Below are 17911 nucleotides of genomic sequence, written 5' to 3' on the forward strand. Positions count from 1 at the left end.
ATGCTCGTTGTCACTTGCCATCCGCCAGGATCAAGCTGCGCAGCGACACATAATCCGTTTTCCCGCTTCCGAGCAACGGAAATTCCTCGATGGTGCGCAATTCGCTTGGGACGTGCATGCGAGAGTATCCTGATTCGTCTACGACCTTCCGCATCGGCGCCAAGGTCAATCCGGCAACGGTGGTGACGAGCAAAATCCGTTCTCCCCGCACCTCGTCAGGTACCGTGATGGCAGCAAAATCAGGACTGTCATAGGCACGGGCCGCCAACTGTTCGACAAGATTAAGCGACACCATTTCACCTGCGATTTTCGCAAAGCGCTTCAGGCGACCGATGATGGTAACAAACCCGTCTTCGTCGATCGTCACAACATCGCCTGTGTCATACCAACCGCTCTGCTCCACGTAGCCCTGGCCGTGCAATAAGTAGCCTTTCATCACGTTCGGGCCCTGTACGTGCAATACGCCGCCCTCAGGGATTCCTTCCACAGCATGGAGGCGGTAAGCAATCCCTGGCAAGAGTCGCCCAACCGTTCCCTGGCGATGGTTGATGGGTGTGTCCAAGCAAAGAATGGGTGACGTCTCAGTCGCACCATATCCCTGCATGATCTGTAATCCGAACTTCTTTAGCCACGCGCGTTCGACTTCGGGCTTCAGCCGCTCAGCCCCCACCACAGCATAGCGCAACGACGCAAACTGCTCAGACGTAGCGTTCTGTCCATACTTCTCCAAAAAGGAAGACGTGCCAAAAAGAATGGTGGATTGTTCCTCTCCGGCTAACTCGGGAATTCGCTTGTAGTGCAAGGGCGATGGGTACAGGTAAGTCTGAATACCGGCCAAAAGCGGCAACAAAGCCCCGGCCGTCAGCCCGAAGGAATGAAACATCGGCATGGCGTTCAGCATTCTATCCTGTGTCCCAAAGTCGATGACCGATCTCGTTTGTTGGACATTCGCGTAGATGTTATCGTGCGACAGCACCACACCTCGCGGTTTGTACTCGCTGCCCGATGTAAACAATACCATCTCACGCAATCCATGTTTCGCGCGTGCCCGCCGCTTGAACGCAAGCAAACCTTGCACTTTCTCAAACATGGAAATATTCTTGCGCACGTCCTCCATTTCGCGAACGGAAAAACGGACACTCAGCGCCGCTTCGACGTCTTGCAACTGGCCTTTTTGAATAAATTCGCGCGATGTCAGGACTGTGCGCAAGGCGGCCGTCTCACACGCATCCAAAATCGTTTGAATGCCGCTAGAGTAATTGAGCATCACCGGTGTGATCCCAGCGTAGAACAGCGCGAACAGGACGACCACTTGGCCAATGGAATTGGGTAAGAGCAGACCGACTCGCTCCGTGCCTGCGAACATTCGGCGAAACATCGTCCCTAGCACGTAGGAGTTCAACAGGATCTCGCGATACGTTGCCTTGCCGCCGATGTCCTTGCAAATGACCCTGTTCTCCCCATAGTACTTGGCGGATCGCACCAACTCGTCGAACAGATTGACCTGCGAATCATCTTGTCTGCCAAGATAACTCATAAGCAAAAAGCGCTGTAACTCATCCAGCGTTTTGCGCCCATCGGTCAATGGTAGAGCGTCGCCCATGCTGGTGCGCTGCGTATGTCCATACACCGGAACAATCGGAATTCCCCGCCGAAATGCATAACTCGCAACCGCTTGAAACGTTGCTTGATCGGTGTCGAGGGCGACGAAAACGGGTTTTCCATTCTGCAGATGACGTATGAACGGCGCAAACGATCTCGGTTTCGCAGCCCGAATGCAAACGGTCTTCCTGCCGCGCAGTAACCCTCCATAGCGAGCTTGCACCATCTCGTTCACACAAACGAGCGCGTCGTTTGGCACAGCCTCCAACGCTCTGCGAACATCCGTGTAAATGGTTACATTTAATAAGTAGATTGCACATCTTTCCATGCGAAAGGACAAATCCGACAGCGCTTTCATACCCATCTCCTTGCAATCTCTACGGCGATATGTGGAACCAGTGTAGCATGCCCGTGCGCATTTCGACACACTGAATTTCTCCACACTGGTATAATTGGCTGAGGTTGATCATCGCGATCTCGCGGAATCGTGAAACGGGAGGGGACTCTATGAAATTTTCTGAAATGACGTACGAACGCCCAAACATGAGCGACATCACTTCGCAAATGACAAAGCACATTGCTGCGTTGTCGAGCGCTGCAACAGCCGATGAACAGCTCGAGCAGATTGCCGCCATGAACGATCTTCGCAATCACTTTATGTCTATGGCCGAAATTGCATCGATTCGCAACTCCATTGATACGCGTGACGCATTCTATAAGGCTGAAAAAGAATACTTTGACACGGTATCACCGGAGATGGAAGCCATCGAAACCAAGTTTCGTGAAGCATTGCTGGCTTCACCATTTCGCCTGGAATTGGAGAAGCACCTAGGGACCCAACTGTTTAAGCTTGCCGAAGTCCAAAAACGCTCCTTTGGCGATGCGATCGTGACAGATATGCAGGGGACAAACCGGCTCGTGACGGAATACAACGCGCTGATCGCCAGCGCGAAGATTCCATTTGAAGGGAAGGAGTTGACCCTCAGCCAGCTGGGCCGCTATTTGAATGCGCGGGATCGCAATGTGCGAAGGGCTGCCAATGAGGCGCGTTACGCTTTCTTTGCGGAACATGAGGCAGAGTTTGATAAGCTCTATGACGACATGGTGAAATTGCGGACGCGCATGGCTCAGAAGCTGGGCTATGACAATTATGTTCAAATGGGTTACGACCGCATGAATCGTACGGACTATGGTCCAGCGGAAACCAAGAAGTTTCGCGACCAGATTAAACAGCATATTGTCCCACTCGCGGAATCACTGCGCGATCGCCAGCGGCAGCGCCTCGGTCTCGACAAACTGCAGTATTACGATCTCGCGCTTCACTTCCCAACGGGCAATCCAGAGCCAAAAGGCGATCCCGACTGGATTGTCGAAAACGGGAAACGCATGTACCGCGAACTGTCGCCCGAGACAGACGCGTTTTTCAATTTCATGGTAAACAACGAACTGCTCGATTTGCTGAGCCGCGACGGCAAGCGAGTCGGGGGGTACTGCACCATCATTCCGTCCGCCAAGGCTCCATTTATCTTCGCCAACTTCAACGGCACGGCTCACGATGTCACTGTACTTACGCATGAAGCAGGCCATGCGTTCCAAGCGTATGAATCGCGCAATCTCCCTTGTCCGGAGTACTACTTCCCGACATCGGAGGCGGCTGAAATCCACTCGATGAGCATGGAATTCTTTACGTGGGATTGGATGAACCTGTTCTTCGAAGAAGATACAGAAAAATTTAAGTTCTATCACCTAAGCACTTCGGTGATGACGATTCCGTACTTTGCAGTCGTCGACGAATTTCAGCACTTCGTCTACGAAAACCCGTCGGTGACACCGGAAGAGCGCAAGTCGTTCTGGCGAGAATTGGAGCGCACGTACTTCCCAAGCCGCACGTATGAGGAAAACAAGTATCTCGATCGCGGCGGTTTCTGGCACCAGCAACTTCACATTTTCAATTATCCGTTCTACTACATCGATTACGGCCTGGCACAAGTCTGCGCACTGCAGTTCTGGACCAAAATTCAGTCCGACAAAGAGCAGGCATGGAAAGACTATCTGCGCCTATGTCAGTTGGGCGGCAGTCGATCTTTCGTCGAACTGGTGCAAGCCGCCAACTTGCGTTCACCGTTCGACGAAAACTGTATTGAATCCATGATTGGCGACATTGCCAGCTGGTTGCACAGTATTGACGACAAGTCCCTGTAAAACATTGCGCCGCCGCCTGTCAGCGGCGGCGCGCCATCCACCAAAAGCCAACGACAATCAGGATCAACAATATAAGAAAAAACGGGATGTGCCGAGCGATGGAATAACCGATGCCCCACCCCAGCCCATGCACAACGCCTCGGGCAAATTCGTGTCCCAATCCAGAACCGAAACTGGAGTACATGTGGTGGGAAAATCCATAGGATCGAAGTAGCAACTGGCTATCCACTCCATTTCAATCAAACGTCATTCATACGAGAAATCCAGCCCAATCTCACATCCTGGATGCTCACTGCCGGCTGAAGGCTGCCATATAAGACCTTCAACGCGCTTACACAGGTATGCGTGCTGTGGTCTGCGCGGACGATGCGTGCTGTCACCTGCGCTCGCCGCTGCGCAGATCGTAAAGGAACAGCAGGCAGCCGTCAACTCATGAATACAGTGGCTCGCCATCATGTGCGTCATGCCGCTCCTTCCCCTTTCAACCCATCGCCCGCGCGCTGGCCCAGTCGATCACGTCGACGACCGTGCGCAAGCCCAGCTTTTCGCACATCTCCATCTCCCGGCGCCAAACTTCGGCGGTCATGCGCACGTCGGCGTCTGCCTGATGGCGATGTTTCACCTCGACGCCAAGCCACGCACAGACTTCCTCCAGTGTCGGCGTTCGTGAAATGCGAGCCAACGCCTGTGCCACGACCGCCGTGTCGATGGCGATGGGGCGGAGTTTGAGACGCCAAAGCAGCCGCGCTTGGCGCTGCAAAAACGACAGCTCGTGCCGCGCGTGGTGGGCAATCCACACGCGGCCAACTGCCATCCCGAGGACCTGGCGAAGGACGCGCTCGAGCTCTTTGCCGGCTTCCAACGCTTCCGGCGTCAAGCCTGTCAAACGCCAGACGGTGTCCGAAACGCCGGCGAGATCGTCATGCCGGACGAGTTCGTAGTACATCTCGCTCAACTCCTGGCGCCCGGTCATACACGCGGCCGCCACCGACAAGATGCGATCCGCCTCTGCCGAGAAGCCTGTCGTCTCGAGATCGACAACGAAGTAATCGGCGGCAGCCAGAGGCCGCTCCCACACGCGGGCCGCTGGATCAACCAGGCCAAGTATAAGTTGGTCCGACTCCTCCTTGCGCGCGGTGAAAAACCATTTCATCGCGACCCCCTCGGCTTTCGGAAACGCCGGCAAACCAACTGTTCCAGTCGTTTCGCGGTACGCAAATGAACTTGCAGGCAATCCCGCCACGCTTGTGGCATTCGTCCTTTCTCCATACGTTCTGCGTTTGTGCCCGACCTGGCAGCCTGGGCGTGCAATCGAGCGCGCAGCCGCCAACCGAACCACAACGCATCGCTGACCGCCGCAGCAAACACCGGATCCAGCATCTTCATCTGTGTAAGCCCCTCGAGGCGAGCTACGGTTGCCATCGCTTGCACATCCCCAGCGATGGCAAGCAGTCGAATGGCATAGACGATGGGCGCCAGCAACTGCTCTTTGACGTCAAAGAATTCGCCTTCCGCCGCGGCCTGCCACTTGACGCGCCCGAACGGATGGAGGCCAACCGTGCGCCGGATGCCCAAGTGCGCCATCTGCCAGAGGAAAAAGGGCGACGCGGCGAGGCGGGACCGCACGGTGACAGCGATGCCCTGCCACGGTTCACAAGGGGACAGCGGCGTCGCGTCCATCGCCATGAACAGGTAGCGCGCGCTCTTCCAATCAGGAAAGGCGCAATACTGTTCGATCCGGCTGTACCAATCGGCGGGCGTGCCAAACCACCGCGGATTCGGGCCCATGACGTTGCCCCGGCACGGCTGGAAGCCGAGGGCTGTCATCGTGCGGACGAACTGCTGCAGCGGATCGACCGCCTGTGCGAAGGAAACGGTCCCGTCGCTGACAATGGCGAAGTCGAGGTCGCTGTGCGGCAAGTCCTCGCCGCGCGCTGCCGAGCCGAGCCGAATGTACGTGAGCCCGCGCCGAATCGAATCAGGTACAAATGTCTGCCAGCCAAACGCCAGTAGTTGCTCGCGCTGCTGTTGGTAGGCGTGCAGCCATCGCGAGAAGGGAGCGTGATCGAACGGCGATTCGGTGTCTTGTAGAACCGCGTCCGACCACGCGGCGGCAATATGGGCGGCACGCTCGATATTCAAATCTGGAGCTTTGACAATCACCGGCAGCTTCACGGCTAGACCTCCTGAAAACGCTTGGCATACGGCCACATCTGTGCAAACATGGAACATTGCATTATGATGAACCAAATGGAACGGCCAAAAGGCCCGGCACGGAGGAATCGCAGATGAAAGGCCAGACAACTGCGGACAACCTGATTTCCCTGGCACAAGCGGCAGATATCCGCTTTGTCCGCCTTCAATTCACGGATTTGTTCGGTACGGTTAAAACGGTCGAACTGCCCGTCACCGGGCTTGCCCAAGCGTGTGCGGAAGGCGTGCTGTTTGACGGATCGTCGATTCACGGCTTTGCCCGCGTCGAGGAATCTGATATGTACCTGTGCCCAGACACAAGTACTTGGGTCCTGCTGCCTTGGCTGGACGACGCCAGCCGCCCGCTGGCTCGGATGATTTGCGACATCAAACTGCCTGACGGCTCTGCTTTTGCAGGTGATCCGCGAGCCATCCTGAAACGCGCCGTCGCCGACGCGCAAGTGTGCGGTTTGGACGCTTTGACAATCGCGACCGAATTAGAGTTTTTCCTGTTCCCGCTCGGCAACGACGGCCAACCCGCTCTCGCCGTGGTCGATCACGCTGGCTACTTCGGCAACGATCAGCAGCAAGCTGCTGCTCACTGTCGCCTGGATATGGCGGACGCACTGGCGAAGCTCGGCATCCCGCTCTTCGGCACGCACCATGAAACCGCGCCATGCCAACACGAAATCGACATCGCGCCACTGCCGATCGTGCAGGCGGCAGACGCACTGGTCACAGCCAAAATCGCGATGCGCACCGTCGCACAGGAACACGGCCTGTACGTGTCCTGGATGCCAAAGCCCTTTGCCGGTTTTGCCGGTTCTGGTCTCCACCTGCGCTTTCAAGCAAAACGGGCCGATATGGATGATTTTCAAGATGTGCTGCGCGACGGAAACGTCGGTTGCGGTCGCCGTTTTATCGCAGGACTGCTTGATCACGCCGCAGCACTCACCGCGATCGCCAATCCCCTGGTCAACAGCTACAAGCGACTAAGACCGGGATCCGAAGCACCGGTATACGCCTTTTGGTCGACGCGACATCCAATGCCGTTCGTGCGTGCCGCGATGGACGCCAACGGCGCCGTGTCTATTGAACTGCGTTCCCCTGATCCGAGTTGCAATCCCTACCTGGCATTTGCCGCAGCTCTTGCGGCGGGAACGGACGGCGTCCGCCGCCGGCTGAACGCGCCCCCCGCGCTGTTCGAGTCGGCAACGGCCATGACGGAGGAAGAACGTTTTTTGCGCTCCATCCCCCGCCTTCCAGTCCATCTGGATGATGCGCTAACGTTCCTGGAAGAAGACGAAACCATCCGCGCTTGCCTCGGAGAACACGCGCTCACCCATTACGTCGGTGCGAAAGCCGCCGAATGGGAGGCGTACAGCAGAACGATTCACAGGTGGGAACACGAGCAGTATCTCTTGGGATGAGCGGTCAGCGGTCAACGCCCGGCACCGTTACGAATCATGCCCGAACGTTTGGCCAGAGGCTCCGAAATATTTCGGCAGTTCGCTCGCGGTCAAAGTCTCCGGGTATGCCGACTCGTGGTGTAGAGCGAGATCCAGACCCATGATCTCCTCTTCCTTGGTCACCCGAATGCCCATGAGTTTGTCGACCACCCAAAGCAGAATGAACGTGCCAATACCGGAGAACAGCCAGGTCGCAACGATTCCCGTCAACTGCAGCAGCACCTGATGCGCATTGCCATGGATCAACCCATTGGCACCCGCGGAGTTGATGGCGGTCGACGCGAACAGCCCGGTTGCCAGAGCCCCCCACGTACCGCCGATACCGTGGCCGCCAAACGCGTCCAGCGCATCGTCGTAGCCCAATTTCGACTTCATGAACGTCGAGGCGAGATAACAAATCGCGCCACCGAGAAGTCCGAGCACAATCGACCAGCCTGCCGATACGAATCCGGCTGCCGGCGTCACCGCGACCAATCCTGCCACCGCACCAGCGCAGGCGCCGACGAGTGTAACGTGACCGGTGCGCAGTTTCTCGGCAATCATCCAACCGACTGCGGCCGCAGCGGTTGCGGTATTGGTGGCGAGAAACGCCTCGGCCGAAAGATAGTTGGCGGCAAGTGCACTACCTGCGTTGAAGCCGAACCACCCGAACCATAGAAGTGCAGTACCAAGCAGGACGAACGGCACATTGTGTGCTTTAATCTCACCGGATCCATGTTCTGCGCGACGGCCGAGGTACAAAGCTGCCACCAGACCAGCAACACCCGACGAGATGTGGACGACAGTCCCTCCTGCAAAATCCAGTACGCCAAGCGCGTGCAACCAGCCACCTGCGCCCCACACCCAGTGCGCAAGCGGATCATAAATGATGGTTGCCCAGAGGACGATGAAGACGACAAACGATGCAAACTTAACACGCTCTGCCAAGCCGCCGACAATAAGCGCCGGTGTAATGATGGCGAACATCATCTGGAAAATGCTGAAGACCATATTCGGGATGGTGCCAGCATAGTCGGAGTCTGGAGCGGCGCCGACACCTCGCATCATAAACCAACTCAGGTTGCCAATAATATGATGAACGTCAGGTCCAAACGCCAGACTGTATCCGACGATGACCCATTGCAGGGATACCACAAGCATAACGGATACGACCTGCAGCATCGTCGTGATCACGTTTTTGGTGCGAACGAGGCCGCCGTAGAAAAATGCCAAGCCGGGTGTCATGAGCAATACGAGTGCGGAAGATGCGAGAATCCAAGCCGTGTCACCCGAGTTGATGGGCGACGTGGTGGCGGCAAAACTGGTGCTCGGGAACAGCAGGATGCCCAAGCATGTGAATAGAATCCAACGCCATTTTGGCCCAAGCCGTGTGTTCATCTCCGTCTCCACTCCTTATCCTGAATTTTTTCATAACCGTACACGGGAAGGTGGAATGGCGTCAATGACTTGTGTAATATTATCTTACACATATGAAAAATATGATGTGTAAACCGACGGATTCTCCGATGATGACGTAAATTGTATTCACATAGAAGGAGGAGTGAGTAGGTGGCAACTCCGTATAAAAAACCGAGTTTGCCGGAAGCCACACCTCCAGCTAACTCGGTTATCGGGTTTCATTTCGTTTCCCTTGCGAACATCAGGCTCTGGGTTCTGATACCGACACTGGCGATCCGGTTCGCACGCGGAAATCGACCTCGCGTCCACCATCCCCAAGCATGCCTTCGCGAGAAGTCCAATACACTTGCCGCTTGCTGGGTTCCGTTGTGGCGACGACCACCCCGCGACTCATGACCATCTGGGCGGGCGGCATGCGCCGCAGAAGATCCCACTTGTCATCCGCATCGACGAGCAACAACGACGCAGGCTTCCCGACCTCGATACCATACCGATCCTCAATCTGCAAAGTCTTGGCGGATCGCTCTGTCACCATGTCCACACAAACCATCGCTTCTTGACGCCCTGTCATCTGTCCAACGTGCATCGCCATCTGCGCGACTTGAAGCATACTGCCCGTACCAAACGAGTACCACGGATCCATGATGTCGTCATGGCCGAGGCAGACATTGATCCCCGCCTGCCATAGTTCTTTCAAGCGTGTCAAGCCACGCCGCTTCGGATAGCTGTCAAACCGCCCCTGCAACGTAATGTTGATCAACGGATTTGCAATGAAATGGATATTGGCCTTGCGCAACAACCCGAACAGCTTGTAAGCATATGCATCGTTATAGCTGCCCATCGCCGTCGTATGGCTCGCCGTAACACGCTGCCCCATGCTTCGCTCCAGGGCTCGCGTCGCAACCACCTCGACAAAGCGCGACTGTTCATCGTCGATCTCGTCACAGTGGACATCCACCAAACGATCGTACTTTTCAGCGAGATCGAAACATGCGTCAATCGAGCGCACGCCATACTCGCGCGTGTATTCGTAGTGCGGTATCGCACCGACCACGTCGGCGCCAAGGCGCAGCGCCTCCTCCAACAGTTCGAGCCCGCGGCCATTCTGATACGAGTAGATGCCCTCCTGCGGAAACGCGACGATTTGGATGTCGATCACGCCGCGAACTTTTTCACGCAACTCGAGTAATGCCTGCAATGCGGTCAGGTTCGGATCGGTGACGTCGACGTGGGTACGAATGTGCAGCGTACCTTGTGCCATCATCCAGCGCAAAGCTTCGTCGACTCGAGCCAGTACATCCTCCCGTGTCAGATAGGGTTTACGCTCACTCCATCGCTGAATGCCTTCAAAGAGGGTTCCGCTTTCATTCCAGCGCGGTTGCCCAGCAGTCAACACCGAATCCAAATGGATGTGCGGCTCGACAAAAGGCGGCATCGCAAGCAGTCCACTTCCCGAAAGCACCTTGCCGCTGTGCGCCAGCGTACCCGCAAGTGCAATTTCCCGAATATGTCCATCGCGAACGCCGATATCAAAAAGCCCTTCGCGCCCCATGACGCGAACATCCGAAAGCAAAACGTCAAACATGCAGCCACCTCCATGGAGAAAGACCTTGTCCAACCCATCCTAACATCGCGTACGATCCACCTACAAATGCCACCTTCCCTACATATCTACATAAGGCTCGAGACAACCGGAAAACATACGTCGACGAAGACAAAATTCGACCTTCATGTCAGATTTATTGTCGTCGAATATTGACGACTTGTACAAGCATTGTCATAGTAACAGCGTCCACTTGATGAACAAGATGGAATGACGGCGGAATCGTTGAGGGGGCATTTCGATATGTCGTATGCGAATGCATCGGACACGTACGGCTCGGAGGTGCTGCATGTCGAGCCACACGGGATTGATCCGATTCCTGAATCGGAGCGTCACGGGCGGATCAGTAGCGTGTTCACGCTCTGGTTCAGCGCCAATTTGGAATTTGCCACACTGACGACTGGCGTCTTAGCTGTCGGCGTATTTGGACTGTCGTTCTGGCAGGCGGCAATTGCGATTGTCATAGGCACTGTCGTGGGGGCACTCGCCATTGGTTTTCTCACGACGTTTGGCTATCGTTGGGGATTGCCGCAATTGATTCAGTCGCGAGCTGCGTTCGGTTACTTCGGGAATTTTTTACCTGGTATACTCAACTTCCTCTGCGGGATCGGTTGGTACACGGTGAACACTGTCCTCGGCGTCTACGCCCTGCAGTGGCTGCTACCCATCGGCTTTCTGCCAAACTTGATCATCATGATCATCTTACAAGCCATCATCAGCATTTACGGCCATAACATGATTCACTGGGTCGAACGCGTAGCCGTGCTCATTCTGCTGGTCATCTTTATCTTGGTCAGCATGTACGCGTTTCCGCACATCCGTTTCAACATCGCGGAAAATCCGCACGCCTCAGCTTTCTCCGGCACTTCCGGTTCGATGATTTTGTCCATTGCCATTTCACTCTCGTACATGATGGGGTGGATGACCTACAGTTCAGACTACAGCCGCTACTTCCCTCGTGATACGAGGTCGTCGAAGGCGTTTTCCGCCGCTTTTTGGGGCAATGTCATTCCGGCTGTTTGGTTGGAATTGCTCGGTACGGGTTTGTCCACATTCACGTCTGTTAGCAAGCCCACCGATTTGGTGTCTGGCATACTTCCGCATCCCCTTGCCATTGTCACCATGCTTGCGATCATTCTCGGAACCATCACCGCCAACGTCATCAATATCTACTCGGGATCGATCTCGCTGCTTTCCATCGACGTCGGCATCGTTCGTGCCATCGCCCCGAAACGTTGGGTTGCCGCACTGTTGGTCGGCATCCTTGGAGGCATTCTGTCCTACATAGGCGGTCAGTCCGGCTACTACCAGAATTACAGCAACTTTTTATTCGTGCTCGCTTATTGGATCAGTCCCTGGGCAGCCGTTGTCATCTGCGATTACTTACTCATTCGCCGGCACCGGGACGTTGTGGATGACTTCTACGATAAACATCGGCCTCTACGCACCGGGTTCTGGGCATTTCTGATTGGCTTTGCCTGTTCCATTCCATTTTTCAACCAGGTCATATACACCGGATATTTTGCAAAACACTATCCACAAATTGGTGACATTTCGTACTATGTGAGCTTTGTGATTGCCTTCGTCCTGTACGCGCTGTTTGCGAATCGCCAGAAGGCCGAAGTCAGGCTATAGCCACTAAACACAGGCGCTCGCCCAGGCTGGCGGCGCCTGTTTATGGAATCGAGTTTTACCAAATCGGCACGAAGCCATCGATTTCGTGAAGAACATCATCAACTGCGCGCAGAATGTCTGGCGTCAGTTCCAAATCCACCGCCCGCACGTTCTCATCCACCTGCGCGATACGGCTGGCGCCGATGATAGCCGATGCCACGTTTGGCTGGCGCAATGTCCAGGCGATGGCCAACTGTGACAAGGAAGCCCCTATCGACTTTGCAATGTCCTCCAGTTTCACCACACAAGTCAACACATCGTCACGCAGATAACTGCGAATCCAAAAGTTTGTATCATCATTCGCAGCTCGGCTGTCGCGAGGAACTTGTGCGCCAGGACGATATTTTCCTGTAAGGATGCCCTGTGCCAATGGTGAAAACACAACCTGCCCAACCCCAAGTTGTTCAGAAGTCGGCATGACTTCTTTTTCGATATAGCGTACCAGCATGTTATAAATCGGCTGGTTTGAGATGATTGGGCGTAGATTACGCTTATCCGAAATTGCGACAGCCTGTGTAATCTGAGCAGCAGACCATTCACTGACACCTGCATACAAAATCTTGCCTGCACGAACGAGATCGTCCAAGGCATACAATGTCTCTTCCAAAGACACAGTCGAATCGAAGCGGTGGCATTGATACAAATCGATATAATCGACACCTAAGCGTCGTAAACTTGCTTCGCACTGTTCGACGATGTGTTTGCGCGATAGACCGCGATCGTTAGGTCCATCTCCCATGGGGAAGTAGACTTTCGTCGCCAAAACGTACGATGTCCTCGGATATTTGCGCAACGCTTCACCCACGACCAACTCGGCTTGACCACGGTTGTACGCGTTTGCCGTATCAAAAAAGTTGATACCGAGTTCATAGGCGCGATCGATACAGGCAACAGCCGTTTCGCGCTCCGTAGCATTTCCATAGGTCAACCAACTACCAAGACCAACCTCGCTGACTCGCAGTCCACTACTTCCGATTTGACGGTACTGCATGTGACCACCCTCTCAAAGCGTGCATGTTTCATATGGTTAACGATAGTGCCATCATCCAAAGACATTGCTTCTCCCGGCACGGCGTGCTACGTTCGTAGAAGGGATACATCATCGTTGACAATTGCCCCAAGCCCTCAATTTAAAGGAGCCAATGTCCATGATCCGAGGCATCGTGTTTGACTTCGATGGGACCTTGATCGACACCGAATCTGCCTGGTACGCCGCCTTTTGCGATCTTTACCAGCAACATCGGGTGGAACTTCCGCTTTCTTTGTACGCACAATGCATCGGAACAAGTCACGACGCATTCGACCCGGTTGCGCACCTAATGGCGGCTACAAAGGCCCCCATCACCAGAAGCGAGATCGAGCAGTTTATTCAGCGCCGCCACGGTGAGCTTATGCGTGACAGGGACTTGCGGCCTGGAGTGAAAAAGACCATCCAAACGGCCCGTAAACAAGGCCTTCGCATCGGCCTTGCAACGAGTTCACATCGGGTGTGGATCGATCCATATCTCGAACGTCTTGGCATCGCAGATGCCTTCGATTGCATTCGAACCGCAGATGATGTCAAACGTGTGAAACCAGATCCTGCACTGTACGAGCTCACGCTTGCCTGCCTGGGGCTAAGGCCAGATGAGGCTGTTGCCATTGAGGATTCTCCAAACGGTGCGCTGGCGGCTGTGCGTGCCGGCATGCATGTCCTGTGTATCCCAAACGACGTCACTCGCCAGCTTCCGTTTCCCGACCATTGCAACCATGTATCATCGTTGGACGAAATCGATTGGCCAACTTGGTTGCAAGAACAAAGTCGATAGAATGCGTACATGGGAAAACCCGGCTCACTTTCATCGCCGGGCTTTGTCTGTGCTTTATCAGTTCGCCAAATGGCAAGTCACCGAGTGTTGATTCCCCACCACTTTTCGCTCCGGCTTTTTTTCTCGACACACATCGGTCGCAAACGGGCAGCGCGGATGAAATGTGCATCCACTTGGCGGATTAAATGGCGAGGGTATTTCGCCCTGAATCGATGTCAACGCCTGACGTTTTTCCGTGTCGTCCGGCATCTTCAGAATCGACTGCAACAACACCTGCGTATAAGGATGCGTCGGGTTGGCAAACAACTCTTCAGCCGGCCCCTGTTCCACCACTTCGCCGAGATACAACACGGCCACTTGGTCACTCAAATATTCGACGACCGCCAGATTGTGCGAAATGAAAATATACGTCAGATTGAAGTCCTTTTGCAGTTCTTGCAACAATTGAATGACCTGCACCTGGATCGAAACGTCCAAGGCTGAAATCGGCTCGTCACAAATCACCAGCTTGGGATTCAACGACAGGGCGCGGGCGATCCCGACGCGTTGCAACTGGCCGCCGGACAATTCGTGGGGGAACGCGTATTTCACCACCGTTGGCAGCCCGACGCGCTCGAGAAGCTCGTCGACGCGCTTTTGCCGTTCCGCCTTGGTACCGATATTGTGAATCGCCATGGCGTCTTCGATTGCCGCACCTATCGTCATCCGCGGACTCATGCTGGCCTGAGGATCTTGAAAGATAATCTGCATGTCGCGGCGCAGTGGTCGCATCTGTTTCGGCGACAAACTGGTGATATCCTTGCCATCGAAAAGGATGCGACCCTCATTTGCATCAAGCAGGCGAAGCACCAACCGCCCTAGCGTCGATTTGCCTGAGCCACTTTCTCCGACGAGTCCCATCGTCTTGCCCGCGTCCAGTTGGAACGATACTTTTTCTACCGCATGCAGGTCTCGACCTTGCACGCGGAACCGCTTGGATACTTCCTCTACTTGCAGCAATGGACTAGATGGCATGAGCGAGGACCTCCTCCGCACGATGGCATGCGACATGGTGATTGGGGCTGATTTCGCGAAGTGCTGGTAACTCAGACCTGCATCGCTCTGTGGCAAACGGGCAACGCGATGCGAAGGAACAGCTCTTGGGCGGTTCGGTGAGCGTTGGTGCCATGCCAGGAATCGGTGACAATTGGCGATCGCGCTGGCCAATTTCGATAATCGAGTTTTTCAAGCCAACCGTGTACGGATGGGCAGGTTGCCGCAGAAACTGACGAGTATCAGCCATCTCCATAATCTGTCCAGCGTACAATACGATGATCCGATCGCAAAAATTGGTCGCGACACCGAAATCGTGTGTAATGATCGCAATACTCATCCGTTTTTTTTGCCGTTGTTCTTGCAACAGTGCAAGAATCTGCATCTGAACCGTCACATCGAGCGCCGTCGTCGGCTCGTCCGCAATCAGCAGTTGCGGCTCGCAAGCGAGTGCGATGGCGATCATGATGCGCTGACGCATACCACCCGAAAACTCGTGCGGATAATTGCGAAAACGCGCCTTGGGCTCAGGTATGCCCATTTCATGTAAAAGTTGTAATGTACGTTCAAACGCTTCGCGGCGCCCAGCATATTGGTGCGTCAGCATCGATTCCATGATTTGATCGCCAATACGCATGACTGGGTTTAAACTCGTCATCGGATCCTGGAAAACGACGCCGATGTCGCGACCGCGAATATCCTCCAACTGCCGCGGGCGCATCTTGAGAAGGTCGTGCCCTTGAAATTTTGCCGTTCCCGACTTGATCTTACCGTTTTCCCGAATGAGGCCGAGAGCGGACATCAAGGTCACCGACTTGCCAGATCCACTTTCGCCAACAATGCCAAGGGCTTCGCCTTCGGCGATGGAAAAGCTGACGCCGTTGACGGCGAACACTTCGTCTTCGCCGCGATCGAACTGCACGCGTAAATCGTCAATCGCCAATAATGCCTCTGCCATCTCACATACCTCCTTTCGGGCTGAACGCTTCCTGCAGGCCATCCGCGACGAACAAAAAAGACAAAAGCGTAATCGCGAATATGCCTGCTGGGAAATAGAGCAGCCACGGGAAACCAAGAATGTTTTCACCAGCGGCTGCAAGCATGTTACCGAAAGATGGCATCGGCGGATTCAAACCCATGCCAACGATGCTCAGACCGGCTTGCGCAGTCAGATCATACGGAATGCCGAAAGCTAGCGAGACGACCATACTGCCCACGACATTTGGAAACATATACTTGAATGCGATGTGCGATTGCGACGCGCCAAGAGCACGCGCAGCCTCGACCATCTCACCGTTGCGCATGCTCAAGACCAGCGACCGTATCAATCGAGCGTACCCAGCCCAGCCAGGGACACCAATGGCTAACATCATCGGCCCAAGACCTTTGCCCAGCAAGACGACCAGGATCAGCGCAAAGAAGAATGACGGCAGCGCAAACATGAAATCGACGCCGCGCATGATGATGACGTCCGCGATGCCACCGGCAAGGCCTGCCCAAAGACCAAGAATCACGCCGATCACGAAACTGACACAGGTTGCACCAAGCGCGATTTCCAAAGCGTAGCGAATGCTGAACAAAATCTGGCTAAACACGTCATACCCGACCGTATCGGTGCCGAATAAGTGCTTCCAAGATGGTCCCGTATGCATGGCGAGGAAATCGGCATCTTTGTAACTGTACGGCGCAATCCACGGACCGATAATGCCGACGATGAAAAAAATCGCTACCCAGACGAGACCTGCAACCGCGAAATAGTTCTTGCTAAACCGCTTCCACCCCAAGTAGAACTGGGAGTGTCGCTTAGGCGCCGCAACAGGTCCTGCTTGCGAAACTGCTATGGCCAAAGGGTTCCCCTCCTATCTCCTGTATCCCGCTTCGCAAACGGGTCATATCATTTTGAATCATTGCAACTTGACGCGCGGATCGACCCACGCATAAATCAAGTCCACCACTAAATTGGTCACCATGATCGTCGCGCCAAGAATGAAGACGGCAGTGATGGCTAACGGAAAATCAAAATTCGTGAATGCAGTGTTGATGACTTTGCCAAGCCCCGGAATCGCAAAAATATTTTCCACCCAAACCGTACCGACAACGGTAAAGGCAAACTGCGGCCCGATGACAGTAATGAGTGCGGTCAACGAATTTTTTACACCATGTTTGAAGACGAGTGGCCAATATTTCACACCTTTGCTCTTGGCGGTGCGGATAAAGTCTTGCCGCATCGTTTCAATTAAACTGCCGCGCATATAACGGGCGACCACGCCGATATTCCCAGCGGCGAGCGAGATGACCGGCAAAATGGCTTCGGAAAAGGTCCCCCAACCTGTAACCGGAAGCACGTTCTGCCACACGACACCAAAGATAAGAACGAAAATGACGGCGAGGACGAACGACGGGATCGCCTGCCCAAACATCGACAGTGTCGTCACCGTGTAATCGATCCACGTGTTACGCTTAAGAGCGGCAATAATGCCCATCGGGATGCCGACAACAACCGACACAACCACGGACGCAAACGCCAAAATTACGCTGATTGGCAGTGCACTCTTAAGCTGTGACATGATTGTAATGCTTGGGTTTTCCATAGAATTGCCGAAGTTGAACGTAAACGAGTGCCAGATATACAGAAGCACCTGATGCCACAGTGGTAGGTTCAACCCATAGCGCTGTTGGAATTGCTCCATCACCTTTTGGTAAGCAACTGGATCCTGTGCAGCCAGTGGCGCCAGTGCCGTGGCAATCTGCGTTGTACTCATGAAGCCGCCCGGTGACGCGTACATCATGATGTACGAAATGGCGATGACGGCAGCCAACGTAATGATTATGGCAACGATCCGCTTCGCGAGAAACCTAAGGAAAAACATGCTCGAAACTCAACCTCCTTTACCCCTGCAGGCACCCATAGGTGCCTGCAGGTGCAAGTT

Annotated in this window: 15 protein-coding genes; 4 read left to right on the top strand and 11 right to left on the bottom strand. The window is 54.6% G+C overall.

Going from position 1 to position 17911, the window contains the following annotated elements; translation table 11 throughout:
- Positions 1–10: 10 nt before the first annotated feature.
- Entirely contained in the window at positions 11–1960 is a 1950-nt protein-coding gene (locus C7445_RS01885; protein WP_134158329.1) for an AMP-binding protein, read from the bottom strand.
- A gap of 149 nt (positions 1961–2109) precedes the next feature.
- Between C7445_RS01885 and C7445_RS01890 the strand changes: the two genes are divergently transcribed.
- A complete protein-coding gene (locus C7445_RS01890; RefSeq protein ID WP_134158330.1) occupies positions 2110–3804 on the top strand; it encodes a M3 family oligoendopeptidase in 1695 nt (564 codons plus the stop codon).
- A 246-nt stretch (positions 3805–4050) separates the two neighbouring features.
- On the opposite strand, the gene C7445_RS01900 is transcribed toward C7445_RS01890, so the two are convergent.
- Genes C7445_RS01900 through C7445_RS01910 form a run of 3 tightly spaced genes read right to left on the bottom strand, consistent with a single transcriptional unit; the run spans position 4051 to position 5979 of the window.
- Positions 4051–4269, bottom strand: a complete 219-nt coding sequence (locus tag C7445_RS01900) for a hypothetical protein (RefSeq protein ID WP_134158332.1) — start codon at positions 4267–4269, stop codon at positions 4051–4053.
- A 16-nt stretch (positions 4270–4285) separates the two neighbouring features.
- A complete protein-coding gene (locus C7445_RS01905) occupies positions 4286–4957 on the bottom strand; it encodes a 3'-5' exonuclease (RefSeq protein ID WP_208320807.1) in 672 nt (223 codons plus the stop codon).
- Positions 4954–5979, bottom strand: coding sequence for a putative nucleotidyltransferase substrate binding domain-containing protein (locus C7445_RS01910; RefSeq protein WP_166668944.1), 1026 nt, complete (start codon positions 5977–5979; stop codon positions 4954–4956). The genes C7445_RS01905 and C7445_RS01910 overlap by 4 nt, the downstream gene beginning before the upstream one ends.
- A 113-nt stretch (positions 5980–6092) precedes the next feature.
- On the opposite strand from C7445_RS01910, the gene C7445_RS01915 reads away from it, so the two are divergent.
- Positions 6093–7427, top strand: a complete 1335-nt coding sequence (locus C7445_RS01915) for a glutamine synthetase family protein (RefSeq protein ID WP_134158334.1) — start codon at positions 6093–6095, stop codon at positions 7425–7427.
- 27 nt (positions 7428–7454) lie between these two features.
- On the opposite strand, the gene C7445_RS01920 is transcribed toward C7445_RS01915, so the two are convergent.
- Both C7445_RS01920 and codA read right to left on the bottom strand, forming a co-directional pair.
- Entirely contained in the window at positions 7455–8744 is a 1290-nt protein-coding gene (locus C7445_RS01920; RefSeq protein ID WP_208320813.1) for an ammonium transporter, read from the bottom strand.
- 361 nt (positions 8745–9105) lie between these two features.
- Entirely contained in the window at positions 9106–10449 is a 1344-nt protein-coding gene (gene codA, locus C7445_RS01925) for a cytosine deaminase (protein ID WP_134158336.1), read from the bottom strand.
- Positions 10450–10710: 261 nt separating this feature from the next.
- On the opposite strand from codA, the gene C7445_RS01930 reads away from it, so the two are divergent.
- Complete coding sequence (locus C7445_RS01930; RefSeq protein WP_134158337.1) at positions 10711–12102, top strand: purine-cytosine permease family protein; 1392 nt, start codon at positions 10711–10713, stop codon at positions 12100–12102.
- Positions 12103–12157: 55 nt separating this feature from the next.
- Here the strand turns inward: C7445_RS01930 and C7445_RS01935 are convergent, their stop codons facing one another.
- Complete coding sequence (locus tag C7445_RS01935; protein WP_134158338.1) at positions 12158–13132, bottom strand: aldo/keto reductase family protein; 975 nt, start codon at positions 13130–13132, stop codon at positions 12158–12160.
- A gap of 157 nt (positions 13133–13289) precedes the next feature.
- On the opposite strand from C7445_RS01935, the gene C7445_RS01940 reads away from it, so the two are divergent.
- Positions 13290–13949, top strand: a complete 660-nt coding sequence (locus C7445_RS01940) for an HAD family hydrolase (RefSeq protein WP_134158339.1) — start codon at positions 13290–13292, stop codon at positions 13947–13949.
- A gap of 57 nt (positions 13950–14006) precedes the next feature.
- Here the strand turns inward: C7445_RS01940 and C7445_RS01945 are convergent, their stop codons facing one another.
- Genes C7445_RS01945 through C7445_RS01960 form a run of 4 tightly spaced genes read right to left on the bottom strand, consistent with a single transcriptional unit; the run spans position 14007 to position 17851 of the window.
- The gene (locus C7445_RS01945) at positions 14007–14963 is read right to left on the bottom strand and encodes an ABC transporter ATP-binding protein (RefSeq protein WP_134158340.1); all 957 of its coding nucleotides are present in this window, start codon (positions 14961–14963) and stop codon (positions 14007–14009) included.
- Positions 14953–15939, bottom strand: a complete 987-nt coding sequence (locus C7445_RS01950; protein ID WP_134158341.1) for an ABC transporter ATP-binding protein — start codon at positions 15937–15939, stop codon at positions 14953–14955. Before C7445_RS01950 ends, C7445_RS01945 begins: the two co-directional genes overlap by 11 nt.
- A gap of 1 nt (position 15940) precedes the next feature.
- Positions 15941–16828 (bottom strand): ABC transporter permease, encoded by an 888-nt coding sequence (locus C7445_RS01955; protein WP_134158342.1) that lies wholly within the window; start codon positions 16826–16828, stop codon positions 15941–15943.
- A gap of 57 nt (positions 16829–16885) precedes the next feature.
- Positions 16886–17851, bottom strand: coding sequence for an ABC transporter permease (locus tag C7445_RS01960; RefSeq protein ID WP_134158343.1), 966 nt, complete (start codon positions 17849–17851; stop codon positions 16886–16888).
- Positions 17852–17911: the final 60 nt, after the last annotated feature.

Source organism: Alicyclobacillus sacchari, assembly GCF_004366795.1.
Classification (GTDB): domain Bacteria; phylum Bacillota; class Bacilli; order Alicyclobacillales; family Alicyclobacillaceae; genus Alicyclobacillus; species Alicyclobacillus sacchari.